Source organism: Pseudomonas sp. KH_017, from assembly GCF_057840285.1.
This window is the reverse complement of record NZ_CM174509.1, coordinates 2831155-2856627: the sequence shown is the minus strand read 5'-3', so window position 1 is coordinate 2856627 and position 25473 is coordinate 2831155. Positions and strand designations below refer to the sequence as shown.

24 protein-coding genes and 2 riboswitches are annotated in these 25473 nt (G+C 61.7%); of the genes, 8 read left to right on the top strand and 16 right to left on the bottom strand.

All coding sequences use genetic code 11. The features are described 5' to 3' along the window. The first annotated feature begins 11 nt into the window (after positions 1-11). The 3 genes from AC3IT6_RS12970 (at position 12) to AC3IT6_RS12960 (ending at position 5057) form a co-directional block, all read left to right on the top strand. Positions 12-1967, top strand: a complete 1956-nt coding sequence (locus tag AC3IT6_RS12970; RefSeq protein ID WP_489356015.1) for an acetoacetate--CoA ligase — start codon at positions 12-14, stop codon at positions 1965-1967. 210 nt (positions 1968-2177) lie between these two features. Beyond that, on the top strand, positions 2178-4715 hold the full coding sequence (locus tag AC3IT6_RS12965; protein WP_489356013.1) for a PAS domain-containing hybrid sensor histidine kinase/response regulator: 2538 nt from the start codon (positions 2178-2180) through the stop codon (positions 4713-4715). Between the two features lie 66 nt (positions 4716-4781). Continuing rightward, complete coding sequence (locus AC3IT6_RS12960) at positions 4782-5057, top strand: peptidylprolyl isomerase (protein ID WP_007898282.1); 276 nt, start codon at positions 4782-4784, stop codon at positions 5055-5057. 126 nt (positions 5058-5183) lie between these two features. Here the strand turns inward: AC3IT6_RS12960 and AC3IT6_RS12955 are convergent, their stop codons facing one another. The 11 genes from AC3IT6_RS12955 to AC3IT6_RS12905 form a co-directional block, all read right to left on the bottom strand. Beyond that, positions 5184-6116 (bottom strand): sugar kinase, encoded by a 933-nt coding sequence (locus AC3IT6_RS12955; protein WP_489356011.1) that lies wholly within the window; start codon positions 6114-6116, stop codon positions 5184-5186. A gap of 127 nt (positions 6117-6243) precedes the next feature. After that, a complete protein-coding gene (locus tag AC3IT6_RS12950) occupies positions 6244-7461 on the bottom strand; it encodes an amino acid deaminase (RefSeq protein ID WP_489356009.1) in 1218 nt (405 codons plus the stop codon). Between the two features lie 39 nt (positions 7462-7500). Then, positions 7501-8265: an IclR family transcriptional regulator gene (locus tag AC3IT6_RS12945; RefSeq protein WP_489356007.1), complete on the bottom strand. Its 765-nt coding sequence runs from the start codon at positions 8263-8265 to the stop codon at positions 7501-7503. A 172-nt stretch (positions 8266-8437) separates the two neighbouring features. Continuing rightward, positions 8438-8827, bottom strand: a complete 390-nt coding sequence (locus AC3IT6_RS12940) for a RidA family protein (protein ID WP_046038467.1) — start codon at positions 8825-8827, stop codon at positions 8438-8440. A 30-nt stretch (positions 8828-8857) separates the two neighbouring features. Next, positions 8858-9652: an amino acid ABC transporter ATP-binding protein gene (locus AC3IT6_RS12935; RefSeq protein WP_150723637.1), complete on the bottom strand. Its 795-nt coding sequence runs from the start codon at positions 9650-9652 to the stop codon at positions 8858-8860. Beyond that, positions 9649-10317 carry an amino acid ABC transporter permease gene (locus tag AC3IT6_RS12930; RefSeq protein WP_489356004.1) on the bottom strand — a complete coding sequence of 223 codons (669 nt, stop codon included), beginning with the start codon at positions 10315-10317 and terminating at the stop codon, positions 9649-9651. The genes AC3IT6_RS12935 and AC3IT6_RS12930 overlap by 4 nt, the downstream gene beginning before the upstream one ends. A gap of 8 nt (positions 10318-10325) precedes the next feature. After that, a complete protein-coding gene (locus AC3IT6_RS12925; RefSeq protein WP_150756924.1) occupies positions 10326-10988 on the bottom strand; it encodes an amino acid ABC transporter permease in 663 nt (220 codons plus the stop codon). A gap of 51 nt (positions 10989-11039) precedes the next feature. Further along, on the bottom strand, positions 11040-11888 hold the full coding sequence (locus AC3IT6_RS12920) for a transporter substrate-binding protein (RefSeq protein WP_150753471.1): 849 nt from the start codon (positions 11886-11888) through the stop codon (positions 11040-11042). Between the two features lie 267 nt (positions 11889-12155). Next, positions 12156-12437, bottom strand: a complete 282-nt coding sequence (locus AC3IT6_RS12915) for a type II toxin-antitoxin system RelE family toxin (protein ID WP_460156972.1) — start codon at positions 12435-12437, stop codon at positions 12156-12158. Next, entirely contained in the window at positions 12427-12675 is a 249-nt protein-coding gene (locus AC3IT6_RS12910; RefSeq protein ID WP_489356000.1) for a type II toxin-antitoxin system Phd/YefM family antitoxin, read from the bottom strand. Before AC3IT6_RS12910 ends, AC3IT6_RS12915 begins: the two co-directional genes overlap by 11 nt. Positions 12676-12980: 305 nt before the next feature. Continuing rightward, positions 12981-13385 (bottom strand): MerR family transcriptional regulator, encoded by a 405-nt coding sequence (locus tag AC3IT6_RS12905; protein ID WP_489355998.1) that lies wholly within the window; start codon positions 13383-13385, stop codon positions 12981-12983. Between the two features lie 76 nt (positions 13386-13461). On the opposite strand from AC3IT6_RS12905, the gene AC3IT6_RS12900 reads away from it, so the two are divergent. After that, entirely contained in the window at positions 13462-14685 is a 1224-nt protein-coding gene (locus AC3IT6_RS12900; RefSeq protein WP_489355996.1) for an NADH:flavin oxidoreductase/NADH oxidase family protein, read from the top strand. A 120-nt stretch (positions 14686-14805) separates the two neighbouring features. Here AC3IT6_RS12900 and AC3IT6_RS12895 read toward each other — a convergent pair whose 3' ends face one another. The 4 genes from AC3IT6_RS12895 to cobW form a co-directional block, all read right to left on the bottom strand. Beyond that, positions 14806-15351, bottom strand: a complete 546-nt coding sequence (locus tag AC3IT6_RS12895) for a vWA domain-containing protein (RefSeq protein WP_317853287.1) — start codon at positions 15349-15351, stop codon at positions 14806-14808. Positions 15352-15470: 119 nt separating this feature from the next. After that, complete coding sequence (locus AC3IT6_RS12890) at positions 15471-16478, bottom strand: magnesium chelatase ATPase subunit I (protein ID WP_489355993.1); 1008 nt, start codon at positions 16476-16478, stop codon at positions 15471-15473. Positions 16479-16642: 164 nt separating this feature from the next. Beyond that, positions 16643-20506 (bottom strand): cobaltochelatase subunit CobN, encoded by a 3864-nt coding sequence (cobN, locus tag AC3IT6_RS12885; protein WP_489355991.1) that lies wholly within the window; start codon positions 20504-20506, stop codon positions 16643-16645. Between the two features lie 3 nt (positions 20507-20509). Continuing rightward, positions 20510-21580 carry a cobalamin biosynthesis protein CobW gene (gene cobW / locus AC3IT6_RS12880; RefSeq protein ID WP_489355989.1) on the bottom strand — a complete coding sequence of 357 codons (1071 nt, stop codon included), beginning with the start codon at positions 21578-21580 and terminating at the stop codon, positions 20510-20512. 103 nt (positions 21581-21683) lie between these two features. Further along, a riboswitch (cobalamin riboswitch) is annotated at positions 21684-21896 on the bottom strand. 210 nt (positions 21897-22106) lie between these two features. Then, a riboswitch (cobalamin riboswitch) is annotated at positions 22107-22332 on the top strand. A 121-nt stretch (positions 22333-22453) separates the two neighbouring features. Between cobW and AC3IT6_RS12875 the strand changes: the two genes are divergently transcribed. The 4 genes from AC3IT6_RS12875 (at position 22454) to cobM (ending at position 24604) form a co-directional block, all read left to right on the top strand. Continuing rightward, a complete protein-coding gene (locus AC3IT6_RS12875; RefSeq protein ID WP_489304307.1) occupies positions 22454-22645 on the top strand; it encodes a CbtB domain-containing protein in 192 nt (63 codons plus the stop codon). Between the two features lie 11 nt (positions 22646-22656). Then, positions 22657-23364 (top strand): CbtA family protein, encoded by a 708-nt coding sequence (locus AC3IT6_RS12870; protein WP_489355987.1) that lies wholly within the window; start codon positions 22657-22659, stop codon positions 23362-23364. Further along, positions 23361-23774 (top strand): cobalamin biosynthesis protein, encoded by a 414-nt coding sequence (locus AC3IT6_RS12865; RefSeq protein WP_223460948.1) that lies wholly within the window; start codon positions 23361-23363, stop codon positions 23772-23774. Before AC3IT6_RS12870 ends, AC3IT6_RS12865 begins: the two co-directional genes overlap by 4 nt. Positions 23775-23857: 83 nt before the next feature. After that, positions 23858-24604, top strand: a complete 747-nt coding sequence (cobM, locus tag AC3IT6_RS12860; RefSeq protein ID WP_056724408.1) for a precorrin-4 C(11)-methyltransferase — start codon at positions 23858-23860, stop codon at positions 24602-24604. Positions 24605-24761: 157 nt separating this feature from the next. On the opposite strand, the gene nfuA is transcribed toward cobM, so the two are convergent. After that, complete coding sequence (nfuA, locus tag AC3IT6_RS12855) at positions 24762-25346, bottom strand: Fe-S biogenesis protein NfuA (protein ID WP_489355984.1); 585 nt, start codon at positions 25344-25346, stop codon at positions 24762-24764. Between the last annotated feature and the right edge of the window lie 127 nt (positions 25347-25473).

The window sequence follows — 25473 nt, the reverse complement described above, 5'->3', positions numbered from 1 at the left end:
AGAGGCAAACCATGTCCGACATCCTCTGGCAACCCGACGCCAAACGCATTGGCAAGACCCGCATGGAAGCCTTTCGGCGCTTCGTCAATCAGCGATACCACCTCAAGATCGACGACTACCCGGCCCTACACCAATGGTCCATCGATCAACGCCCTGACTTCTGGCAGGCCATCGTCGATTTCTTCGACATCCGCTTCCACGAGCAACCCGACGCCGTGCTGCTCGAAGGCCCCCGGATGCCCAGCGCCCAATGGTTCCCCGGTGCAACGCTGAACTTTGCCGAACACCTGCTACAGCGTCGCGACGATGCGATCGCCGTGATAGCCGTCGGCGAAAACGGTCAGCGTGAACATTTGACCTGGGCCGAACTGGCCGAACAGGTCGCCGGTTTTCAGAATGGCTTGATCGCCGCCGGCGTCGGTGTGGGTGACCGGGTCGCCGCGTGCATGCCCAACACCTGGCAAACCCTGGTGGCCATGCTCGCCACCACCAGCCTTGGCGCTATCTGGTCCTGCTCCTCACCGGACTTCGGCACCCAAGGGGTGGTTGACCGTTTCGGCCAGATCGAACCGAAAGTGTTGGTGACCTGCGCCGGCTATCGCTATGCCGGCAAAGAGATCGACCAGACCGCCAAGGTCAACGAAATCCTCCAGCGCCTGCCGTCATTGCAGCAGTTGATCATCGTGCCATACGCCCGGCCACAGGCGCACAGAGAAGAATTCCGCACCCAGGCCAACGTGACGCTGTGGGACGACTTCTACACCCCCGGCGGCGAACCGGACTTCGTCCCCGTGCCCTTCGCCCACCCGCTGTACATCCTCTACTCCAGCGGCACCACCGGCGTGCCCAAGTGCATCATCCACAGCACCGGCGGCGTGTTGCTGCAACACGTCAAGGAACACGGCCTGCATGGCGATCTCGGCCCCGGTGAACGGCTGTTCTACTACACCACCTGCGGCTGGATGATGTGGAACTGGCTGGTGTCGGCGTTGGCAACAGGCAGCTCCGTGGTGCTGTACGACGGCTCACCGTTCCAGCCCGACCCGCAACGCTTGATCGACCTGATCGACGACGAACGCATCAGCGTCTTCGGCACCAGCCCCAAATACCTCGCGACCTTGGAAAGCAGCGGTATCAAGCCACGTGAAAGTCATGACCTGGGCAGCCTCAAGACGTTGCTCTGCACCGGCTCGGCGCTGTCGCCGCAGAGTTACGACTACGTCTATCGCGACTTCAAGGCTGACGTGTGCCTGGCCTCGATGTCCGGCGGCACCGACATCGTCTCGTGCTTCGTCAACGGCAACCCGATGTCGCCCGTGCGGCGCGGCGAAATCATGGGCAAGAGCCTGGGCATGGCCGTCGAAGTGTGGAACGACGAAGGCCACCCGGTGATCGGCGAAAAAGGCGAGCTGGTCTGCACCGGCCATTTCCCGGCGATGCCCATTGGCCTGTGGAACGATCCCGATGGCGAGAAACTGCGCCAATCCTATTTCAGCCTGTTCCCCGGCGTCTGGTCCCAAGGGGATTACGCCGAACAACTGCCCCATGGCGGGATGATGATCCACGGTCGCTCCGATGCCGTGCTCAACCCCGGCGGCGTACGCATCGGCACGGCGGAAATCTATCGTCAGGTGGAGAAAGTCCCCCAGGTGCTCGACAGCGTGGCCATCGGACAGCAGTGGCAGGATGATGTGCGGGTGGTGCTGTTCGTACGTTTGCGCGACGGGCTCGAACTGGACGAGGCGCTGCAACAGCAGATCCGCGAGACGATTCGCGCCAACACCACGCCGCGTCATGTGCCGGCGAAGATTGTCGCGGTGACTGACATTCCCCGGACCATCAGCGGCAAGGTCGTTGAGTTGGCGGTACGCAATGTGGTGCATGGGCAGAAGGTGAAAAACACCGATGCCCTGGCCAATCCCGAAGCGCTGGAGCAATTTCGTGACCGGCCCGAACTCAAATCTTGAAGCACCACGCAAAACCCTGTGGGAGCGGGCTTGCTCGCGAAAGCGTCAGATCAGTCAACGGAGCTACTGAATGTGATGGCCTCTTCGCGAGCAAGCCCGCTCCCACAGGAATCTGCATCACTGAACCACTCGCGCCGACGAATCCTCCAGCTTCAACCACCTGTGCAAGAATAGACGTCAGCCAAAGCGACTCATGTGCAGGACTCCCAGATGAACGCAACACCAACCGCCAGCGATGCCCAGGCCTTGATCGCCCGTATCGACTGGGCAAGCAGCCCGCTGGGCGCTGCCAGCACTTGGCCACAAAGCCTGCGAACCGCCGTGGACATCGTCATTCACTCACCGATGCCGATGCTGCTGCTATGGGGCCCGCAACTGACGCAGATCTACAACGACGGCTTCGCCCTGCTCGCCGGGAGCAAGCATCCACACGCCTTTGGTCAACCGACGCACCTGATCTGGCCAGAGTTGCAAGACTTCACCGACCCGATCTACAGCGCCGTCCTGCAAGGTCAGGTACGAACCTACAGCGAGCAGCGCTTTACCCTGCAACGCGGGGAGCGGGAATCCGACTTCTGGCTCGACCTGACCTACAGCCCGATCCGCGACGAAGGCGCCGAGGTGGCCGGGATCCTGGTCACCGCCATCGAAACCAACGAACGCCGGCGCATTGCCCTAGAACTCGAACAGCGCTCGGCGGCCAGCCTCAAGGCCCAGCGTGAAACCGAGGAACGCCTGCAACTGGCCCTCGCCGCCACCGATGCGGTCGGCACCTGGGACTGGGACATCAGCGAGGACCGTTTCATCGCCGATGCGCATTTTGCCCAGTTGCACGGCATCGACCCGGCCATGGCCAGTCAATTGCCAATCAGTGAGTACCTGCACGGCGTACACCCCGAAGACCGCGCCCTGATCGCCCGCAGCATCAAGCATTGCATCACCCACGGCAGCGAATACGCCGAGGAGTATCGCCTGCTGCAAACCGACGGCCAGATGCGCTGGGTATTTGCCCGCGGTCGCTGCTACAAGGATCACCACGGCCGGCCGGTGCGCTTCCTCGGCGCCGCCCTGGACCTGACCGAGCGCAAACACACCGAACAGGCCCTGCGCCAGAGCCAGACCGAGCTGCAACTGATCATCAACGCCATGCCGATCCTGATCAGCTACGTCGACCGCGAAGAACGCTTTCGCCTGAACAATGCGGCATACCTGGACTGGTACGGGCTGACGCCGCAAGAGCTTTACGGGCGAACCATTCTTGAAGTGATTGGCGAAGAAGCCTATGCGTTGCGCGCCCCGTACATCACTGAAGCACTGTCCGGCCGGCCCTGCTGTTTCAGCATCAGCACGCCACACCGCGACGGCAGCAACCGCCAGGCCTTGATGAATTACCTGCCACGCCACGGTGCGGATGGCGCGGTGAACGGTTTCTACATCTTCGTGATCGACGAAACCGAACGCAAAAAGACCGAGGAAGCCCTACGTAACCTGAACGAAACCCTTGAGGAGCGGGTTGCCGCCCGCACCCGCCAACTGGCCGAGGCCAACGAGCGTTTGCAAAACGAGATGTTCGAGCGTGAGCGTGCCGAAGACGCCTTGCGCCATGCGCAGAAAATGGATGCGGTCGGCCAGCTTACCGGCGGCATCGCCCATGACTTCAACAACATGCTCACCGGCATCATCGGCAGCCTCGACCTGATGCAGCGCTACATTGCCGACGGCCGCACCGCCGAGATAGGCCGGTTCACCGAAGCTGCCGTGTCCTCGGCCAACCGTGCCGCCGCCCTCACCCATCGCTTGCTGGCGTTCTCCCGGCGTCAGTCGCTCAACCGCAAGCCGCTCAACCCCAACGAGTTGATTCACTCGCTCGAAGACTTGTTCAGGCGTACCAAGGGCGACCATATCGAGCTCGAACTGCAACTGGCCGAGAATATCTGGCGAGTCAGCACCGATGTCAGCCAGCTGGAAAACGCCTTGCTCAACCTGGTGATCAACGCCCGGGACGCCATGCCCGATGGCGGCGAGTTGCAGATCGAAACCGCCAACGTGTACCTCGACGGCAGCGACATCACGACCCTGGAACCGGTCAAGGCCGGCGACTACGTGATGATTGCCGTCAGCGACAACGGCACCGGCATGACACCCTCGGTGCTGGCCAAGGCATTCGACCCGTTCTTCACCACCAAGCCCATCGGCCAGGGCACCGGTTTGGGTTTGTCGATGATTTACGGATTTGCCCAGCAAACGGGGGGCCACGTCAGCCTGTTCAGCCTGCCCGGACGGGGCACCAGCGTGCGCCTGTACCTGCCGCGCCTGCATTCGACCGAGCCGGAACAAGTCCTGTCACCCGTCGTCGGCGAGGCACCGGCGGCGATTGCCGGCGAAACCGTGATGCTGGTCGAAGACGATGCGGCGGTGCGCATGCTGGTACTGGACCTGCTCAAGGAGCTCGGTTACCGCGCCCATGAAGCCGAAGATGCCAAGGGCGCACTGCCGGTGCTGGAGTCGGACCTGCGGGTGGACCTGCTGGTGACCGACGTCGGGTTGCCGGGCATGAACGGCCGCCAACTGGCGGAAATCGCCCGTCAGCATCGTCCCGAATTGAAAGTGCTGTTCATGACCGGTTACGCCGGGATCGCCGCCGAGCGCCAGGGTTTCCTCGAAGAAGGCATGGACATGGTGGCCAAGCCGTTTTCCATCGACCTGCTGGCCAACAAGATTCGCACGATGATCAGTCAACCGGACTGAGTTGAGGCATAATCGCGCGCCCCCGCTGCCACCCACATAGCCACCACCGTTGCAAGGTACCGCCACATGAAAGCTCAAGCCCGCCATATCCTGGTGAAAACCTCGGAAGAAGCCGAGCAGCTCAAACAACGCATCGCCAAGGGTGAAGCGTTCGACGTTCTGGCCAAGAAGTATTCGACCTGCCCATCGGGCAAGCGCGGCGGCGATCTCGGCGAAGTGCGGCCGGGGCAGATGGTCGGCGTGATCGATGCGGTGATCTTCAAGAAACCGCTGCGGGTGGTGCATGGACCGATCAAGAGCAAGTTCGGGTATCACCTGGTGCAGGTGTTTTACCGGGATTGATGTTGTTGGCTTTCGGCCCCCATCGCGAGCAAGCTCGCTCCCACAGGGGATCTGCGCCGTGCACAAATCAAATGTGGGAGCGGGCTTGCCCGCGAACCGATGGCGCAGCCAGCGGCCATTCACCGCTTACCTTGGAATCAGCGCCCCAGGCACCTGAATCACCCGGCTCGCCAATCGATGCCCAGCCTCGGCGGCATCCGCAGGGCTACCGCCCTTGAGCCGCGAAGCCAGATACGCCGCGCTGAACGAATCCCCCGCCGCCGTGGTGTCCACCACCCGCTCGACCTTCTGCGCCGGAACTTCGAACGACTCGCCATCACAACGAATCAGGCACGCTTGGGCGCCGCGCTTGAGCACCACTTCCGGCGTACCGATCTGCTCATACGCGGCAAACACCGCGTCACAATCGGCATAACCAAACAACGCCTGTTCGTCATCCACCGTCAGCAACGCCAGATCAACCTGCGGTAGCACACGGCGATACGCCGCCCGGGCATCCTCGACCGATGCCCAAAGCCGTGGCCGGTAGTTGTTGTCGAACACAATCCGCGCATCGCGCTGGCGAGCTTCGATCAGGGTTTCCAGCAGTTTTTCCCGGCCTTGCACGCCGAGTACCGCCAGGGTGATGCCGCTGAAGTACAGCACGTCGTAATCCGGCAGCGCAGCGAGGATCGGCGCGGCAGCCGGGGTGGTGAAGCAATCGCGGACGGCCGCTTCGTTGCGCCAGTACAGAAAGCGTCGCTCACCGGCGGCGTCAGTCTGGATGCAATACAAACCCGGCAGGCGTCCGGGCAGGCGCTGAACCATGCCGAGCCCGATATTTTCCGCTGCCCAACTCTGGCACATCGCATCGCTGAAACTGTCATCGCCCAGGGCGGTGACGTAATCCACGCTGCCGTCCTCTCCCAGTTCCCGGGACAGGTACACTGCCGTATTCAAGGTGTCGCCGCCGAAGCTCTGTTGCAGGCTGCCGTCGGCGCCATGCTGCAACTCGATCATGCACTCGCCGATCAGGGCGATGCGCGGGGTGTTGGGGCCGAGGGTGTTGATGGTGTTCATACGCGGGTTTCTCTTTTGTCTGGTAGGGCCTCTTCGCGAGCAAGCCCGCTCCCACATTGGATCTTCGGTGTACACAAAACCCTGTGGGAGCGGGCTTGCTCGCGAAGGCCGCGCCGCGGTTTCAGTCTTAGAAACAGGTTTCCATGGTCTCGATGACGTTCAGTTGCTCATCCACCAGACAGCCGACACGCCACTTGTCGAACGTCAGGCACGGGTGCGAAGTACCAAACGAAATGATGTCGCCCACCCGCAGATCAACCCCCGGCGCCACGCTCATGAACGCATGCTGGTCCATCACTGCAGTCACTTTGCAGGCGCTCACATCATCGCCCTTGGCCGGCACCACGCCCGCCTTGTAACGCAGCAACGGCACCGGCAAACCCGCGTCGTAGGCCACGTCGCGTTTGCCCAGGGCAATCACCGCAAACCCCGGTTCCGGCAACGACTGCACGTGCGCCCACACTTCCAGCGCCGGACGCAGGCCTTCGTGCAGGTCGCTGCGACGGTCGAGTACGCAGCACTGCGCTTCCTTGTAGATGCCATGGTCGTGCGCTACGTAACTGCCGGGACGCAGCACGCTGAGGAAACGCCCAGCGGCGTTCTGTGCTTCAAAGGACTCGGCAATCAGGTCATACCAGGCCGAACCCGACGCGGTGATGATCGGCTTGGCAATGGCGAAGGCTCCGCTGTCCTGCAACTGCACCGCCAGACGCACCAACGATGCGGCAAAATCACGGATACCGGTCACCGCGTGATCGCCATGGATCACGCCTTCGTAACCTTCGATCCCGGACAGGGCCAACGCCGGTTGCGCGCCGATGGCCTTGGCCAGTTCGAGCACTTGCTGTTCGCTGCGGCAACCGCAACGACCGCCGACCACGCCGTATTCGATCATGACGTTCAGGCGCACGCCGCGGGAGGCGAAATAGGCGCCGAGGTCGGCGACGTTGTCCGGGTGATCGACCATGCAATAGAAGTCGAACGTCGGGTCGGCCAGCAAGTCGGCGATCAGCGCCATGTTCGGCGTGCCGACCAACTGGTTGGCCATCAACACCCGGCGCACGCCATGGGCGTAGGCCGCACGGGTTTGCGTGGCGCTGGCCAGGGTGATGCCCCAGGCACCGGCGTCCAGTTGGCGCCGGAACAGCGCCGGGGTCATGCTGGTTTTGCCATGGGGCGCCAGTTCCGCGCCACTGTCGCTGACGAACGTCTGCATCCAGCGAATGTTGTGTTCCAGCGCCTCGCGGTGCAGTACCAACGCGGGCAGGCTGACGTCACGCACCAGGCTGGCGCCAATGGGCGCGGTGCCTTTTTCCACAGCGGCAGTATTGGGGGCAGAAGACATGGTCGAACTCCTCGTTCACGCGGCCGCAGGCAGCCGCTGTTATTCGTTGATGCGACGGGCCAGGCTGTTGGCGCTTTCGATCAGCACCCGGCGGTAGTCGTTGTAGTTTTTCTTCGCATCGGCCCGTGGGGCAACGATGCACAGGGTCGCGATGGCCACGCCGCTGGGGTCTTTGACCGGCGCCGCGAAGCAATGGGTAAAGGTGTCGGCGACGCTATCGAAGGAAAAGAAACCATCGATACCGGCCTGACGGATTTCCTTGAGGAATTGCTCCAGCGGCAAGCGTTCGCCATCGGGCAGGATGAAGTCGTCGCGGTCGATCAAGTCGACGATTGCCTGGTCGCTCAAGTGCGCCAGCAACAGGCGCCCGGAGGCGGTCCAGGGGATGGGGGCGTTTTCGCCGATGTCCGAGGAAATGCGGAAATGCCGCTCCCCCTCCTTCATCAGCGCAACGGTGTATTTGCGCCCGTTGAGCAGGCACATCTGCGCGGTTTCGTGGGTCTGACTGACGATTTCCTGCAAGGCGTGATCGGCCTCGCGGGTCAGGTCGAAATGCCGCAGGTGTGCCTGTCCGAGAAAATACAACTGACGACCGAGGTAGACATGACCGTCCTTGCCCACCGGCTCCAGGATCCGTCGTTCGAGTAGCGAGGCCACCAGTTCGTAGACCGTGGACTTGGGGCTGCCGATGCCGTTGGCGATGTCATTCGGGCGCAGGGGCTGGCCGATCTCCTTGAGGAAATCGAGGATATCGAACGCCCGGTCCAGACCGCGTGCCCGGCGCTTGATGGTGTCTTCGGTCATTTCAGTGATTCCCATTCATAATGCCGGGAGTTTACCGAGAGTGCGGCGACGACTGTTAGGCCGCCTTCGCGGGCAAGCCCGCTCCCACAGGGATTGATGGTGTGTCTGCAATCTGTGGCAGCACACAAAACCTGTGGGAGCGGGCTTGCTCGCGAAGACTTCACCACGGATCTCAGGCCTTTTTCTTGTAAGCAATGCAGTCGATCTCGACCTTGCAGTCGACCATCATGTTCGCCTGCACGCAGGCCCGCGCCGGGGCGTGTTCGGGTTTGAAGTACTCGGAGAACACCTTGTTGAAACTCGTGAAATCCCGCGGATCCTCCAGCCACACGCCAGCACGCACCACGTCTTCCAGGCCGAAACCTGCCTCTTCGAGAATCGCGATCAGGTTCTTCATGGTCTGATGGGTCTGTTCGACAATGCCGCCAGTAATGATCTCGCCGTCCACCGCCGGCACCTGCCCGGAAACGTGCAGCCAGCCATCGGCTTCAACGGCGCGGGCGAAAGGGCGAGGCTGACCGCCAGCGGCGGTGCTGCCGGTGCCGTAACGAGTAATGCTCATGGGTGCTTCTCCTGATTGAAAATTGAAGGATCAAAAACGGGTGCTTTTGAGAAATTCCGCCAGTCGTGGCGACTGCGGGCGTTCGAACAGGTCCTTGGGTGGTCCCTGCTCTTCGATACGCCCCTGATTCATGAAAACGATCTTGTCCGAGACCTCGAACGCAAAGCGCATTTCGTGGGTCACCAGCAGCATGGTCATGCCGTCTTCGGCCAGCCCCTTGATCACGCTCAGTACTTCGCCCACCAGTTCCGGGTCCAGTGCCGAAGTCACTTCGTCGAACAGCATCAGGCTCGGGTTCATTGCGATGGCGCGGGCGATTGCCACGCGCTGCTGCTGCCCGCCAGACAACTGACCGGGAAAGTGATCGCGACGTTCCAGCAGGCCAACGCGCTCCAGCCATTTCTCGGCCAGGGCCACGGCCTCGTCCTTGTGCAGTTTCTTGACCTTGAGCAGGCCCAGGGTGACGTTCTGCAATGCAGTCAGGTGCGGAAACAGGTTGAACTGCTGGAACGCCATGCCGGTCATGGCGCGATGGCGGGCAATGACTCTTTCCGGGTGGCGAATGCGTTTGCCGTTGACCTCGTCATAACCGATGGATTCGCCGTCGAGCAGAATCTGCCCGCCCTGGAACTCTTCAAGCATGTTCACGCAGCGCAACAGCGTGGTCTTGCCCGAGCCGCTGGAGCCGATCAGCGTCACCACGTTGCCGCGCTGCATGCTCAGGTCGACGCCCTTGAGTACTTCGAGCTGGTCGTAACGCTTGTGCAGGCCGCGAATGTCCAGCAGCGGTTGGCCGTTTTGTGCATTGGTTTGGGTCTGAGTCATGGCAAAGCCACCCGCTTTTCAATGTGCCGGCCGAGTAACTCGATGCCGTAGTTGATGACGAAGAACAGGAAACCGGCGAACAGGTAAAACTCCAGGGTCATGAACGTCCGGGCAATGATCTGCTGGGTACTGAGCAGCAATTCCGCTACACCGATCACCGACAACAGGGTCGAGGCCTTGACGATCTCGGTGGACGAGTTGACCCAGGTCGGCAGGATCTGCCGCAATGCCTGGGGCAACAGCACGTAACCGAGGGCCTGGTAGAACGTCAGGCCGATGGCCTTGCTCGCCTCCATCTGCCCGAGCGGCAATGCCTGCAATGCACCGCGCACGATCTCGGCGACATGGGAGCCGCAGAACAGCGTCAAACCCAGTGCACCGGCCTGGAACGCGCTGATCTGCCAGCCCAGTGCCGGCGCCATGTAGAAGCACGCCAGCACCAGCACGAACACGAACACGGGCGTGCCGCGAATCACATCGACATAAAACCGAAACGGCGCGCGCATCCAGAATTTGCCGTAGGTCAGCACCAACCCGGTGACAACGCCAACGAGCGTGCCGAGCAAAATCGCCAACACCGACACCTGGACACTGGTCAGAAAGCCCTGCCACAGTACTTCCCGCGCCACCCACAACTCATGCAACCAACTGGGGGATTCGTACATGGGGGCTCCTATCGGCGAATCGCCAGACGCTGTTCGAGGTAACGCAGCATCATGGCTATGAGGTAACAGGCCGCCACATACAGCGCCGTGGTCACCAGCCAGGTTTCAATCACCCGGTAGCTCTCGACATTGATCTTGCGCGCGTAATAGGTCAGCTCAGGTACCGCAATCGCGGCCGCCAGCGAGGTGTCCTTGAACAGCGAAATGAAGTTGTTCGACAGCGCCGGCAACACATTGCGCAGCATCACCGGCACGGTGACGTAGGCCTTGACCTGCCACTCGCCCAGACCAATGGCCAACCCTGCTTCACGCAGGCCCTTGGGAATGCTCAGCAAGCCGCCGCGGAACACTTCAGTCAGGTACGCCCCGGCATACAGCGACAGGGTGATGATGAACGAGGGGATCTTGTCCAGGCGGATCCCCAGGCTCGGCAACGCAAAGTAGATCAACAGGATCAACACCAGGATCGGCGTGTTACGAATCACCGTGACATACACCGACGCCAGCACCCGCAATGCGCGATGCCTGGACAACAAGGCAAACGCCATCATCAGGCCGATCACGCAGCCGATGGCGATCGACACCAGGGCCAGTTCAAGCCCCATACCGAGCCCCACCAGCAAGGTGTCGAAATCGCGCCACACGGCGGCAAAGTTCAACTGATAGTTCATGGTCAGCAGTACCTTGAGCGGGGCGCATTTGGGCGCCCTGCTCTCACGGGATCATTTGAATTCGACGGGGAAACCGATGGCCGGGGTCGGCAGATCCACACCGAACCATTGCTTGAACGACGCCGCGTAAGTCGGGAACTCAACGCCGGTCATGGCTTCATGCAGGGTGGTGTTGACGAAGTTCAGCCAGTCCTGATCGCCGCGCTTGACCGCGCACGCATAGGTCTGCGGGCTCCAGGCGTAGGCCGGGCTGCGATAGCGGCCAGGGTTCTGCACCATCAGGTACTTCACCGAAGACTGGTCGGTGGCTGCCGCGTCGGCGCGGCCGGAGTTCACGGCCTGGTACATCAGGTCCACGCTGTCGTACTGATCGACCTTGGCCTTGGGCAGCGCCTGATGCACCAGTTCTTCGGCATAGACGTTTTGCAGCACCGCCACGGTGAGACTGTCACCGGCGGCTTTCATGTCATCGATTTCCTTGTACTTGCTGTTCGCCGGCAGCAGCAGGCCGACACCTTCGCGGTAGTACGGCAGGGTGAACGCCACTTGCTGCGCGCGGCTGGCCGTCACGGTGATGAACTGGCAACTGATGTCGACCTTGTCGGTCAGCAGGTTGGGAATCCGCGCATCGGACGACTGCACCACGTACTCAACCTTGGTCGGGTCGTTGAACAAACCCTTGGCGATCATGTGCCCGATATCGATATCGAAACCCTGCAACTTGCCGTCCGCGCCCTGGAAGTGCCACGGCGCATTGGTACTGCCGGTGCCTACAATCAGTTTGCCGCGGGCCAGAACGCTATCGAGCTTACTGTCCGCCGCTTGGGCTACCCCCATGGCAGCGGCAGAAGCCGCGAACAGAAAAACACACGCTTTGAACAATGAAGGACGGCGATGCATGGCAAGCACTCCTGGGTGATGTTCATTCCGCTATACCGGAACATGGTATGTAACAACGGAATATACAGCAGAAAGTGTGCCACAGGATGTGGAGGGAATGTGAGGGGGATTGAAATTTGTTTTGAATCAGAGGGATGCGTGCACACAGAAAAAAGCGTTACCAAACGCATGGGCAGACAGGCGCTACCGTTGGCTACAGGGGGGCGGGTATCTGGTTCACAACCGGGCCGAACCGGGCCATTTCGATGCAGCCTGTCATTCAGACTGCTAGCGTTCGAGAGCGTCCTTGTAGACCTCACCCCGCTCTCTTTTTCCTACAGCAATTACCGTGACTACCAGTACCTCATCTTGCACGCGGTAAACCATTCGATACCCGGCACTTCTTAACTTGATTTTGTAGGCGTTACCAAGCCCTCCGAGTCGATCTGCAAGAACGTGTGGATTGACCAACCGCTCTTTGAGTTTCTTTTTGAACTGCCCCTTCAGGTTTTCTCCAAGCTTTTTCCATTCTTTCCAGGCCTTTTCGGAAAACTCCAGTTCATATGTCATCAATTGAAACCTTTATGGTTGGATCGTTTTCCCGCTCCTTGCACAGAGCAATCAGCTCCAGATCCTCCAGACGATTCATCAAGGCTTCGTACTCTTTTGCCGGGACACAGTAGAAGGCGGGTTCATTGCGATTGAGGATCGCAACTGACAAGCCACCACCTGCAGCAACCGTACCCATAGGGTTTCTTTTCAGTTCAGAAATGCTCGCCACGACCTGCGACAGCACGATATGTGTCATGAAATTATTCCTTGGAGTGCTATTAGAGGTACTCAAAATAGCACTCCAAAGCGCATTCCCGCTCTATCCTTTCGACAGAAAATGCTGATTCGCATGATGTCCCTGATCTCCCTTTTGAATTGGCGCACAACCATGCTCGCCAATGAACACACAAAATTATCACGTCACTTGCTTCAACATTTCCGAGACCCTTGTGAGCCGTGCCTTGAAAAGTTGTCCGAGATTTCCGAGCCAGCGCCGCACAGCCAGGCGCGCGCAGGGTCGGTACGCTGATGCGCAATCCCGACCCCGTGGCCCGTTCTGACCTAATGCTTGAATGACGTCATCACCCGTTCAGCATTTTCATCGCAACTCATGCCTTCGGGCCTGGCTTGAATGGTGTCGATCCAGCCCAGCAATTGCGCCTTGCTATGGGCCAGGTGTCGTTGCATCTCTTCGATCTGCTCGATCTTGCGATGCAAGCCAGCCATCAACTCATCGTGCTTGAACGCGCCCGTCACAGTATCCGGCAGCAACTGCTTGAGTTCCTCCAGGCTGAAACCGGCTTGTTGTGCGCATTGGATGAGTTGCAGGGTTTGCAGCGCCTGTTGCGAGTAACGCCGATAACCGTTGGAAGAACGCTCGACCTGGCGGATCAAGCCCTGAGACTCGTAAAAACGGATACGTGATGCGGTCAACCCGCTCAACTGTGCCAATTCACCAATCTTCATAGGGGCCTCATTTGTTCGCTTGACATTAAAGTTAACTTTAAGCTTAGCCTCTGCTCATCACTTCGAGGAGTCAAGCATGTCACCCTTCCAAACATTGAATTTGCCCAACGGCCAGACCATCGGCAATCGCATTGCCAAAGCCGCGATGGAAGAAAACCTGGCCAATACCGATCAGGTGCCCGACCAGGCGCTGTTTCGCCTGTATCAGGCCTGGGCCGAGGGCGAAGCCGGCCTGTTGCTGACCGGCAACGTGATGATCGACCGTCGCGCCATGACCGGCCCCGGCGGTGTAGCGCTGGAAGACGAGCGCCACCTGGAGCGCTTCCGCCAGTGGGCCAGCGTTGGTCGGGCCGGCGGTGCGCATTTCTGGGTGCAGCTCAACCATCCTGGCCGCCAGACCATGGCCAACCTCGGCCAGCAAGCCTTGGCGCCGTCGGCGGTTGCGCTCGATCTCGGCCAGTTCTCGAAGATGTTCGCCGAACCCAAGCCCATGAGTGAGGCGGACATCCAGGAGGTGATCCTTCGCTTCGCCAGCAGCGCCGCACTGGCCGAGAAAGCCGGATTTACCGGGGTGCAGATCCATGCCGCCCACGGCTACCTGATCAGTCAGTTCCTTTCGCCACTGACCAATCGGCGCACCGATCAATGGGGCGGCTCACTGGAAAATCGTGCGCGCCTGCTGTTGTCCGTCGTCGAGGCGGTTCGCCAAGTGGTGTCACCGCAATTTTGTGTGTCGGTAAAGCTCAACTCGGCGGATTTCCAGCGCGGTGGTTTCGATGCCGATGATGCACGGCAAGTGATCCAGTGGCTTAACGAACAACCGATCGACCTGCTGGAACTCTCCGGCGGCAGTTACGAAGCACCGGCCATGCAAGGCGAAGCCCGCGACGGACGGACCCTGGCACGGGAGGCGTACTTTCTGGAAATGGCCGGCGAACTGGCCAGCGTAGCGCGGATGCCGGTGATGGTGACCGGCGGGATCCGCCGTTTGGCGATCGTCGAACAGGTGCTCGACAGCGGCCTTGCCATGGCCGGCATCGGCACCGCGCTGGCCGTGGAACCGCACTTGGTCAAGCACTGGCGCGAAGGCCAGGACAGTCATCCGCAACTGCCGCCGATCCGCTGGAAGCGCAAGACCCTGGCGGCGCTGGCGAGCATGGCGGTGGTCAAATTCCAGCTGCATCGCTTGAGTCGTGGGCGCAAAACCCGACCTGAAGTCTCGGCGTTGTGGGCGTTGATTGTCGACCGGTTATACATTGGCAAGCGCACCCGGCAGTATCGGCAGGCGATGGGCAAATGATCCGAAATGGATGGTGACTGACCCACCGCTTTCGCGAGCAAGCCCGCTCCCACAGGGGAACGCATTCCAAATGTGGGAGCGGGCTTGCTCGCGAAGAGGCCGCCCCAGACAAGACAGGGCTCAGCCTGGAAGCAGCTCGTCAATATGCCGATACTCGGCCTGCAACTGCGCCGCCAACACCCTGCTGCGCCCGAGCCGGATCGGCCCGCGCTCGATGTCGATCAGCAACCCCGGGCACTCCAGCGTCGGCAACAACGGCCAGTCCTTCAGCCGGCCATCGGTCACCAGCAATAAGCGCTGCTGCTCTGCCGGAAAACGCTTTTGCCGTGCCGCAAGCCATTGCCCCGCTTCACCCAACGCGGCCAGCAACGGCGTACCGCCCCCGGCGCCAAGACCATCGAGCCAATGGCGCAACCCGGTCGAAGCCTTCAACCCCTGCACCTGCCACTTGGGTGCGGCACCGCTGGCCGTGAGCAACGCCAGTCGCGCACGCTGGCGATAGGCATCGTCGAACAACTGTGCCAGCAATCCCTTGGCATCGCTCAACGCCTGATGACGGCGGGTCGATGCTGAGGCATCAACGATCACCAGCCACAGTTCATGGGGCGAGCGAGTGCGCAGGTGAAATAACAGGTCGTCGCGCTGACGCGGTCGGCCATTGAGCAAAGTGCCGGGCCAGTTGACCGAGCCGCTGGTGGCTGCATGACGCTTGCCTAGTTTGCCGTGATCCAGCCGCCCGGCACGAGGTCTGGCATTCGCCCCCGAGTCTGAGCGAGGGCGAATGCCTAGGGCTTTTTTGGCCAGCTCGGCACTTCACGTCGTGCGCCGACCGCCAACGCCTGGGCAGGCAACTCACCCCACTGGCCCTGCCCTTCGCTCGGGTTGGCTTTTTGCGGCTCAGAGGGTTGCTCAGACTGGGATGGCTGAGGCGCCGGTGCGCAATGCTCACGACGACGATGGCGCAAGGCGAACTCGGCAACGGCGTCTATATCTTCTTCGGCGATGGCGTTCGCCCCGCGCCAGGCGGCGTGCGCCCGGGCGGCGCGCAGCCAGACCAGATCGGCGCGCAAACCATCGACGCCAGCGGCAAAGCAGCGTTCGGTGATGTGTGCCAGCGCCTGATCGTCGAGGGGAATGTTTGCCAGCGCGTTGCGTGCGCTCTGGCAACGTTCGCGCAGAGACGCCTGCGCGGATTCCCATTCGGCGCAGAAACCTTGCGGATCGCTGTCGAAATCCAGGCGACGACGGATGATCTGACCGCGCTCGGCCGGCGCGGTGTGGCCACCGAGGGCGACGTTCAAGCCGAAACGGTCAAGCAATTGCGGACGCAGTTCACCCTCTTCCGGATTCATGGTGCCAATCAGCACGAACTTCGCCGAATGCCGATGGGAAATGCCGTCACGCTCCACCAGATTGGTGCCGCTGGCGGCCACATCGAGCAGCAGGTCAACGAGGTGATCGGGCAACAGATTCACCTCGTCGACGTAGAGCACGCCTCCGTCAGCCTTGGCCAGTACGCCGGGGGAAAACTGTGCGCGCCCCTCGCCCAGTGCCGCGTCGAGATCGAGAGTGCCGACCAGCCGCTCTTCGGTGGCGCCCAACGGCAAGGTGACGAACTGACCGCTGGCCAGCAGGTCCGCCAGACCACGGGCCAGGGTCGACTTGGCCATGCCCCGCGGGCCTTCGATCAGGACACCACCGATTTTCGGGTCGATGGCGGTCAGGTACAGGGCCAGCTTCAAATCGTCGGCGCCGACCACGGCGGAGAGCGGGAAATGCGGGGTATCGGTCATTGTTTTATCTCGGTCATGGTCGGTGATCTCACAGGCGCCTCAATCCCTGTGGGAGCGAGCTTGCTCCGGGCGGCGTTCCGACGATGGCGGCCTGACAGTCGAAATCGATGTCGACTGTGTTGACGCCTTCGCGGGCAAGCCCGCTCCCACAGGGTTTGCGGTGATTAGCCGTCTTCCTCTATATCCAGCAACAAATTCTCCAGCGCCTCGCGGTACTCGCCGGGCTCCTTCCACATCCCCCGCTGTTGCGCCTCGAGCATGCGCTCGGTCATGTCGCGCAAGGCATGGGGATTGTGTTCGCGGACAAAATCCCGGGTGTCCGGGTCGAGCAAATAAGCGTCGGCCAGCAACGCGTACTGGTGATCGTCGATCAACTGCGTGGTGGCGTCGAAGGCGAACAGGTTGTCGACCGTCGCGGCCATTTCGAACGCACCTTTGTAGCCATGACGCTTAACGCCTTCGAGCCACTTCGGATTGGCGGCCCGGGAGCGGATCACCCGGTTCAGCTCTTCCTTCAAGGTGCGAATCTTCGGCAGGTCCGGCTGGCTGTGGTCGCCATGATAGCTGGCCGCGGCCTCGCCTTTCAGGCTTTCCACCGCTGCGAGCATACCGCCCTGGAACTGGTAGTAATCGTTGGAGTCGAGCAAATCATGTTCGCGGTTATCCTGGTTTTGCAGCACCGCCTGTACCTGGCTCAAGCGCTGGCTGAACTGTTCGCGGGCGGCGGTGCCTTCGTCGGAACCGCCGTAAGCGTAGCCACCCCAGTTGAGGTAGACCTCGGCCAAGTCCTCGCGGCTCTGCCACAGGCGACCATCGATGGCGCCCTGCACACCCGCGCCGTAGGCACCGGGTTTGGCCCCGAAAATCCGCCAGCCGGCCTGACGCCGCGCAGCCTCTTCATTGAGCCCTGCCTGCAGCAAGGCTTCACGTTCGGCGCGTACCTTGGCCGCCAACGGATTGAGGTCATCCGGCTCATCGAGGTCGGCCACCGCTTGCACCGCCGCGTCGAACAAGCGAATCAGATTGGCAAAGGCATCACGGAAGAAACCGGACACACGCAAGGTCACGTCGACCCGCGGACGGTCGAGCAGGCTCAGCGGCAGAATCTCGAAATCATCGACCCGCTGGCTGCCGGTGGCCCAGACCGGGCGCACGCCCATCAGCGCCATGGCCTGGGCGATGTCATCGCCACCGGTGCGCATGGTCGCGGTGCCCCACACCGACAGACCGAGCTGGCGCAAATGATCGCCGTGGTCTTGCAGATGCCGTTCAAGAATCAGGTTGGCCGACTGGAAACCGATGCGCCACGCCGTGGTGGTCGGCAGATTGCGCACGTCCACCGAATAGAAGTTGCGACCGGTGGGCAGCACGTCCAGGCGGCCACGACTCGGCGCGCCGCTGGGACCGGCCGGGACGAAGCGACCGCTCAGGGCATCGAGCAATCCACGCATTTCCGCCGGACCGCAGGCGTCCAGACGCGGGGCGACCACCTCACGCAAGCTATCGATGATGGCTTGCACCTCGATCCAGTCGGCCCCTTGTGGGAGCGGGCTTGTCTCCGGGCGGCGTTCCGACGAAGCGGTTGATCCTTCAGCATTTATGTCGATTGACCCACCGCTTTCGCGAGCAAGCCCGCTCCCACAGGGGCTGTTCAACGCGTCCGAAATCATCTGCGCGGCAAACAGTTCCAGGCGTTCGCGGGTATCGCCCGCCGTACGCCAGGTCTCTTCGCTGATGTTCTCAAGAGCCTCGGGGCGCGGCCCTGTCCACGGTTCGGCCAGCGCACAATCGAGCGGGTCGAAACCCAGTTCGAAAGCCTTGGCCAATGCCCGCAATACACTCGAATGAGCACCGCGCCCATCGCCTCGTGGAATACGCAACAACGCCAGCAAGGTGTCGATACGCAAACGCCCGGTGGGCGATTCGCCGAACACATGCAGGCCGTCGCGGATCTGCGACTCTTTCAAGTCGCACAGGTAAGTGTCGAGTCGCGGCAACCAGATCGCCGCGTCGGCATCGCTGTCGAGCTGTTCGTCCAGTTGCAGTTCACGGTCGATGTGGGTGTCACGCACCAGTTGCAGGATATCGCGCTGCAACTCTCGGGCACGACGCGGATCGAGCAGTTGCGCTTCGTAATACTCGTCGGCCAACAGTTCGAGGTTGCGCAGCGGGCCGTAGGTTTCGGCGCGGGTCAGCGGTGGCATCAGGTGATCGATGATCACGGCCTGGGTGCGCCGCTTGGCCTGGGCGCCCTCGCCCGGGTCGTTGACGATGAACGGATAGATGTTCGGCAGCGGCCCGAGCAGCGCGTCCGGCCAGCAGTTTTCCGAGAGCCCCACGCCCTTGCCCGGCAGCCATTCGAGGTTGCCGTGTTTGCCGACGTGGATCACGCCATGGGCGCCGTAGGTGTTGCGCAGCCAGAAGTAGAACGCCAGGTAACCGTGGGGCGGCACCAGGTCCGGGTCGTGATACACCGCGCTCGGATCGACCTGATAACCCCGCGCCGGCTGAATGCCGACAAAAGTCAGGCCAAAGCGCAGGCCGGCAATCATCATCCGCCCGCTGCGACACATCGGGTCGCTTTCCGGCGCGCCCCAACGTTCGAGCACCGCCGCGCGATTGACTTCGGGCAGTGCGTTGAACATCGCCAGATAGTCATCCATTCCCAGGCTTTGCTGGCACGGACGCTGGTCGAGGGTCTCGAGATCGTTGCTGACGCCGCCCAGTAACTGCTGGATCAGCGCGGTGCCGCTGTCCGGCAACTCAGCCGGCAACGGATAACCTTCGGCATGCAGCGCCCGCAGGATATTCAGCGCGGCGGCCGGGGTATCGAGGCCGACACCATTGCCGATGCGACCGTCGCGGGTCGGGTAATTGGCAAGAATCAAGGCAATGCGTTTTTCAGCATTGGGCACCCGCGCCAGATCGACCCAGCGCCGCGCCAGTTCGGCAACGAAATCCATACGCTCAGGTTGGGCCCGGTAGCAGACCACATCCGACTGACTGCGCTCGCTGCGCCACGCCAGGTCCTTGAAACTGATCGGGCGGCTGATGATGCGTCCGTCCAGTTCCGGCAAGGCTATGTGCATCGCCAGGTCACGGGGGCCGAGGCCCTGTTCGCTGGCGCGCCAACCCGGTTCGTTGTCCTGGGCGCAAATCGCCTGGATCACCGGAATATTGCGGCGAAACGGGCGCAGATGCGGTGCTTCAGGACTGGATTGGGCGAAGCCGGTGGTGTTCAAAATCACCGAGACGCTGGCCTCATCCAGCCAGTCCTCGACCACGCAAAGACAACCGGGCTCTTTCAGGCTGGCTAGCGCGATCGGCAACGGATTCAACCCCGCGGCCTGCAAGCGCTGGCAAAAAACATCAATGAAAGCCGTGTTCGCCGCCTGCAAATGCGAGCGGTAAAACAGCACCGCCGCCACCGGTTGACCCGCTTGCCAATCGGCTTGCCAGTCGCTCAGTGCGGCGCAGTGTTTGTGCGGATGGTAAATCGCCGTGCGTGGCAGGGTTTGCGGCTCGCCCCAGCTGTAATCACGCGCCAGCCAGCGGTTGGCCAGGCAGCGGAAGAAATCGAGGGCGTTGCCCATGCCGCCCTGGCGCAAAAACTGCCAGAGCCGGTCGCGATCCTCGGCACCGACGGTGCTCAGGTCACTGAGCTCCGGGTCCGGGCGATCATCACCCGGCACCAGAATCACCTGCACGCCGCGCTGCGACAGCTCGACCAGGCGCTCGATGCCGTAACGCCAATAGGCGATGCCGCCGTGCAGCGAAATCAGGATCACCCTGGCGTGACGCAGCACTTCATCGACGTACAAATCGACCGAGGCATGGTTCTGCACCTGCATCGGGTTGGCCAGGCGCACGCTCGGGTAATCGTCGGGCAACTGCTGCGCCGCTTCGGCGAGCAGCGCCAGGCTGGAGTCGCCGCTGCACAGGACCACCAGCTCGGAGGGGGTTTGTCCAAGGTCGGCAATGTTGTCATCCGACACGAAACCGCCGGGCTGGGTCCTGAGCAGGTGCATGGCTTACACGCTGAGCGCGGCGCGCAATTGCGCTTCGAGAACAGTGGAGTCCAGTTCCTGGCCGATCAGCACCAGGCGGGTGACTCGCGCTTCTTCAGCGCCCCACTGGCGGTCGAAGTGCTTGTCGAAACGCGTGCCCACGGCCTGGATCAGCAGGCGCATCGGCTTGTTCGGGATCGCCGCAAAACCCTTGACCCGCAGGATGCCGTGCTGGACCACCAGTTGGGTCAGCGCATCCAGCAGCAGACTTTCGTCGGCTTGCGGCAGTTCGATGGAGATCGAATCGAAGGCGTCGTGATCGTGGTCGTCATGATCATCGTCACCATCGTGATGATGGTCGTGGTGGCTGTGACGGCTGTCGATGTGTTCTTCGGAGCCGGCACCCAGACCGATCAGCACGTCCAGCGGCAGGCGACCGCTGCTGGCTTCGATGATTTTCACCGCTGGCGGCAATTCCTCGGCGACTTCCAGGCGCACGCGGGCCAGGTCCGCCGGGTTGATCAGGTCGGTTTTGTTGAGGATCACCAGGTCAGCGCTGGCCAGTTGGTCGGCGAACAGTTCGTGCAGCGGCGACTCGTGGTCCAGGTTCGGGTCGAGTTTGCGCTGGGCGTCGACCTGATCCGGAAACGCGGCGAAGGTGCCGGCGGCCACGGCCGGGCTGTCAACCACGGTGATCACCGCATCCACCGTGCAGGCGCTGCGGATTTCCGGCCACTGGAAGGCCTGCACCAGCGGCTTGGGCAGGGCCAGGCCGGACGTTTCGATGAGAATGTGGTCCAGATCGCCGCGACGGGCCACCAGTTCGCGCATCACCGGGAAGAATTCTTCCTGTACGGTGCAGCACAGGCAGCCGTTGGCCAGTTCATAGACACGGCCGTTGGCTTCTTCTTCGGTGCAACCGATGGAGCACTGCTTGAGGATTTCGCCGTCGATGCCCAACTCGCCAAATTCGTTGACGATCACCGCGATGCGGCGACCCTGGGCGTTGTCGAGCATGTGCCGCAGCAGCGTGGTTTTACCCGAGCCGAGAAAGCCGGTAACGATGGTGACGGGGAGTTTGGCCAGTGTTTTCATCGGATGCCCTATGGCTAATGTGACGGGCATACGGGACGACGACCGACAACGCGGACGCGCGTGCCTGAAGAGTTCGCCACCGGATCACCCCGCCCGGTTGAAAGTGAGAATCTGTGACGAGGCAGGTCTCCTGGCTGACGGTGTGCCGGCCTTGAGCCTGGCATTCGCTGCGCCTTCCCGCCGGCCTCATGGTTTGAGCCTGCAGTGGCGTGGCAACGAACATCACCGTTCACAGTTGCGGGGGCAGCCGCGGCATCGACCGCGTTCCCTTCTTAGCTTCGGCAAACGCCGAAGAACCTCGAAAGCGCAAGGCTACGCATGGTCTTGGGGCGGGTCAATGTTCACTTGAAATCGGCGGTGATCCCTTCGCGAGCAAGTCGAATCGTCGCACCGCCGCTCCCACATTGAATCGGGTTCTTTCATGGGGATACGGTAAAAGGTGGGAGCGGGCTTGCTCGCGAAGGCCACGCCTCGGTTCCGAATTGAGAACCCTTGCCAATTGACGCCCAACCCCCGCCCATGCTCTCCTACACACCTTGTTACGGGTGCCCTTCACAGGGTGAAACGGGAAACCGGTGAATCATGTGCTTTACTCTTAAGCCATGTCAGTCCGGTGCTGCCCCCGCAACGGTAAGCGAGCGAAGCGTCAGATCCACTGTGCCACTGCGGCATGGGAAGGTGATGCTTTCAGGTTCAGGCCCAAGCCTTTGCCCCTCGTGAGCCCGGAGACCGGCCCGCAACACAAAGTGACCAGTACGGTCACTGAACCAACAAACCCGCGGTGGGCGGGCGCTGTTTGAAACCTTGCGCGCCTGGTCGTGCGGGTTTTTGCATGCGCTCTTATTCCCCGCTGACAGACCAGAGGGAAACGCCATGTCGATCATCAGCAGCGCCGAACACACATCCGCGAGCACCACCTCAACCCTGACCCAACGTCTGGCCGCCGCCGTCTGCGCGTCGATCCTGGGCGCAAGCCTTGTGTATTTCGCCGGTTTCTCGCACATCGAAGCGGTGCACAACGCCGCCCACGATACCCGTCACAGCTCCGCGTTCCCGTGCCATTGAGAGCTGTCGACATGATCAAGCGTATTGCGCAAACCGCAGGTTTCACCGGGCTGCTGGCCGCCCTGCTGCTGACCCTGCTGCAAAGCTTCTGGGTCGCTCCGCTGATTTTGCAGGCCGAGACCTACGAAAAAACCGAACCGGCCGCTGTTGCAATGCATGAACACGCCGACGGTGCGATGGCTGCCCATACCCACGACGCACAAGCCTGGGAGCCGGAAGACGGCTGGCAGCGCGTGCTGTCGACCACCGGTGGCAACCTGGTAGTGGCCGTCGGTTTCGCCCTGATGCTGGCCGGCCTGTACACCTTGCGTGCGCCGACCAAAACCTCGCAAGGCCTGCTCTGGGGCCTGGCCGGTTATGCGACGTTCGTGCTCGCGCCGACCCTCGGCCTGCCACCGGAACTGCCAGGCACCGCTGCCGCCGATCTGGCACAACGGCAACTGTGGTGGATCGGTACCGCCGCCTCCACCGCCGTCGGTATCGCCCTGATCGTGTTCAGCCGGCACTGGCTGATGAAAGTCCTCGGCGCGGCGATCCTCGCCGTTCCCCATGTGATTGGCGCACCACAACCGGAAGTGCATTCGATGCTCGCTCCAGAGGCGCTGGAAACCCAGTTCAAAATCGCTTCGCAACTGACCAACGTGGCGTTCTGGCTGGCCCTGGGCCTGATCAGCGCCTGGTTGTTCCGTCGCAAAAGCGATGGCCAATACCACGCATGACGGATATCAGCACAGCGCCGACCCTGGTGGTCGGCCTGGGCTGCCAGCGCGGCTGCCCTGTCAGCACGTTGCTGGCGCTGCTCGATCAGGCGTTGGAGGCACACCAGATTGCTCGTCATGAAATCAAGGCGCTGGCCAGCATCGATTCGAAGCGCGACGAACCTGCGCTGATCGAACTGGCTCAGCAGCTTGGCCTGGAATTGATGTATTTCAGCAGTGAACAACTGGCCGCTTATGAACCGCAACTCAGTCATCAATCGCAAATAGCGTTTGAACGCACCGGTTGCTACGGCGTGGCGGAAAGCGCCGCACTGGCCCTGGCGGAACAACTGGCCCAGGCCCCGGCAAAACTGCTGATTCCACGGCAAAAATACGCCCAGGCAACACTGGCATTGGCCGGCGCTGCGTAAAAAACCGATAATCCCCGCCTTTGATCATGAACATTCTTCATCTGAAGCCCTGTTCAGACTCTTTTTCCCCACAGGAACCGACGATGACCGTCTACTTCATTGGCGCAGGTCCCGGCGACCCCGAACTGATTACCGTCAAGGGCCAGCGGCTGATTCGCAGCTGCCCGGTGATCATTTATGCCGGTTCCCTGGTGCCCGCCGCCGTGCTGGAAGGTCACTGTGCCGAACAGGTGGTCAACAGCGCCGAACTGCATCTGGAACAGATCATCGACCTGATCAAGAGCGCCCACGCCAAAGGCCAGGATGTGGCCCGGGTGCACTCCGGCGATCCGAGCCTGTATGGCGCCATTGGCGAGCAGATTCGCTATCTGCGCGAGCTGGGCATTGCGTTCGAAATCGTACCTGGCGTGACGGCCACAGCCGCTTGCGCAGCGCTTTTGGGTGCGGAACTGACCCTGCCGGACATTTCGCAAAGCGTCATCCTGACGCGCTACGCCGACAAGACCGCCATGCCACCTGGGGAGGAATTCTCCAGCCTGGCGCAGCACGGCGCGACCATGGCGATTCACTTGGGGGTCAATCACCTGGCGAAGATCGTTGAGGAACTGCTGCCCCATTACGGCGCCGATTGCCCGATTGCCGTGGTTCACCGCGCGAGCTGGCCGGATCAGGATTGGGTGGTGGGCACGCTTGAGGATATTGCCGGGAAGGTTGAAGCCAAGGGGTTTCGGCGTACGGCGTTGATTCTGGTGGGTCGGGTGCTGGGCAGCGACCATTTCAGTGAATCGTCGCTGTATCGCGCGGGGCATGCGCATCTCTACAGGCCCTGAGGCCCTCTTCGCGAGCAAGCCCGCTCCCACTTGGAATGCATTCCCCTGTGGGAGCGGCGGTGCGACGATTCGACTTGCTCGCGAAGGAGCCAACGAAATTTCCCCATAAAAAAAACGGCGCTCACGGGCGCCGTTTTTTCGTTTCGCAGCGAACACCTTAGTAGTAGGCGTTTTCTTTCTGCGTGTGGTCGGTCACGTCGCGAACACCCTTGAGCTCAGGGATGCGCTCGAGCAAGGTGCGCTCGATGCCTTCCTTCAGCGTCACGTCGGCCTGGCCGCAGCCCTGGCAACCACCGCCGAACTGCAGGACAGCGATGCCGTCTTCGACCACGTCGATCAGGCTGACCTGACCGCCGTGGCTGGCCAGCCCCGGGTTGATCTCGGTTTGCAGGTAGTAGTTGATGCGCTCGTTGACCGGGCTGTCGGCGTTGACCATCGGTACTTTGGCGTTTGGCGCCTTGATGGTCAGCTGGCCGCCCATGCGGTCGGTGGCGTAGTCGACAACGGCATCGTCCAGAAAGGCTTCGCTGAAGTGGTCGATGTACGCGGTGAAGCTTTTGAGCCCCAGCGCGGTGTCTTCGGATTTTTCTTCGCCCGGCTTGCAGTAGGCAATGCAGGTTTCGGCGTACTGGGTGCCAGGCTGGGTGATGAAGACGCGGATGCCGATGCCCGGGGTGTTCTGCTTGGAGAGCAGATCAGCCAGGTAATCGTGGGCGGCGTCAGTGATGGTAATAGCGGTCATGGAAACTCCTCGCAGGCTTGGGCGCAGTTTACGCCAATCAACGCGCCGGACAAAGTCCTAGTGTTTTTGTCGGGAAAGATTCCGACAAATCCCTCTGTGGGAGCGGGCTTGCTCGCGAAAGCGGTGG

Excerpts from the sequence above, each read along its gene's own strand:
- cobN (WP_489355991.1), bottom strand. The coding sequence starts at position 20,506 with ATGCACCTGCTCAGGACCCAGCCCGGCGGTTTCGTGTCGGATGACAAC.
- AC3IT6_RS12865 (WP_223460948.1), top strand. The coding sequence starts at position 23,361 with ATGACGGATATCAGCACAGCGCCGACCCTGGTGGTCGGCCTGGGCTGC.
- AC3IT6_RS12870 (WP_489355987.1), top strand. The coding sequence starts at position 22,657 with ATGATCAAGCGTATTGCGCAAACCGCAGGTTTCACCGGGCTGCTGGCC.
- AC3IT6_RS12905 (WP_489355998.1), bottom strand. The coding sequence starts at position 13,385 with ATGAAGATTGGTGAATTGGCACAGTTGAGCGGGTTGACCGCATCACGT.
- AC3IT6_RS12945 (WP_489356007.1), bottom strand. The coding sequence starts at position 8,265 with ATGACCGAAGACACCATCAAGCGCCGGGCACGCGGTCTGGACCGGGCG.
- AC3IT6_RS12955 (WP_489356011.1), bottom strand. The coding sequence starts at position 6,116 with ATGAACACCATCAACACCCTCGGCCCCAACACCCCGCGCATCGCCCTG.
- AC3IT6_RS12950 (WP_489356009.1), bottom strand. The coding sequence starts at position 7,461 with ATGTCTTCTGCCCCCAATACTGCCGCTGTGGAAAAAGGCACCGCGCCC.
- AC3IT6_RS12930 (WP_489356004.1), bottom strand. The coding sequence starts at position 10,317 with ATGTACGAATCCCCCAGTTGGTTGCATGAGTTGTGGGTGGCGCGGGAA.
- AC3IT6_RS12915 (WP_460156972.1), bottom strand. The coding sequence starts at position 12,437 with ATGACATATGAACTGGAGTTTTCCGAAAAGGCCTGGAAAGAATGGAAA.
- cobW (WP_489355989.1), bottom strand. The coding sequence starts at position 21,580 with ATGAAAACACTGGCCAAACTCCCCGTCACCATCGTTACCGGCTTTCTC.
- AC3IT6_RS12920 (WP_150753471.1), bottom strand. The coding sequence starts at position 11,888 with ATGCATCGCCGTCCTTCATTGTTCAAAGCGTGTGTTTTTCTGTTCGCG.
- AC3IT6_RS12940 (WP_046038467.1), bottom strand. The coding sequence starts at position 8,827 with ATGAGCATTACTCGTTACGGCACCGGCAGCACCGCCGCTGGCGGTCAG.
- AC3IT6_RS12970 (WP_489356015.1), top strand. The coding sequence starts at position 12 with ATGTCCGACATCCTCTGGCAACCCGACGCCAAACGCATTGGCAAGACC.
- cobM (WP_056724408.1), top strand. The coding sequence starts at position 23,858 with ATGACCGTCTACTTCATTGGCGCAGGTCCCGGCGACCCCGAACTGATT.
- nfuA (WP_489355984.1), bottom strand. The coding sequence starts at position 25,346 with ATGACCGCTATTACCATCACTGACGCCGCCCACGATTACCTGGCTGAT.
- AC3IT6_RS12910 (WP_489356000.1), bottom strand. The coding sequence starts at position 12,675 with ATGACACATATCGTGCTGTCGCAGGTCGTGGCGAGCATTTCTGAACTG.
- AC3IT6_RS12875 (WP_489304307.1), top strand. The coding sequence starts at position 22,454 with ATGTCGATCATCAGCAGCGCCGAACACACATCCGCGAGCACCACCTCA.
- AC3IT6_RS12900 (WP_489355996.1), top strand. The coding sequence starts at position 13,462 with ATGTCACCCTTCCAAACATTGAATTTGCCCAACGGCCAGACCATCGGC.
- AC3IT6_RS12925 (WP_150756924.1), bottom strand. The coding sequence starts at position 10,988 with ATGAACTATCAGTTGAACTTTGCCGCCGTGTGGCGCGATTTCGACACC.
- AC3IT6_RS12960 (WP_007898282.1), top strand. The coding sequence starts at position 4,782 with ATGAAAGCTCAAGCCCGCCATATCCTGGTGAAAACCTCGGAAGAAGCC.
- AC3IT6_RS12890 (WP_489355993.1), bottom strand. The coding sequence starts at position 16,478 with ATGACCGATACCCCGCATTTCCCGCTCTCCGCCGTGGTCGGCGCCGAC.
- AC3IT6_RS12965 (WP_489356013.1), top strand. The coding sequence starts at position 2,178 with ATGAACGCAACACCAACCGCCAGCGATGCCCAGGCCTTGATCGCCCGT.
- AC3IT6_RS12935 (WP_150723637.1), bottom strand. The coding sequence starts at position 9,652 with ATGACTCAGACCCAAACCAATGCACAAAACGGCCAACCGCTGCTGGAC.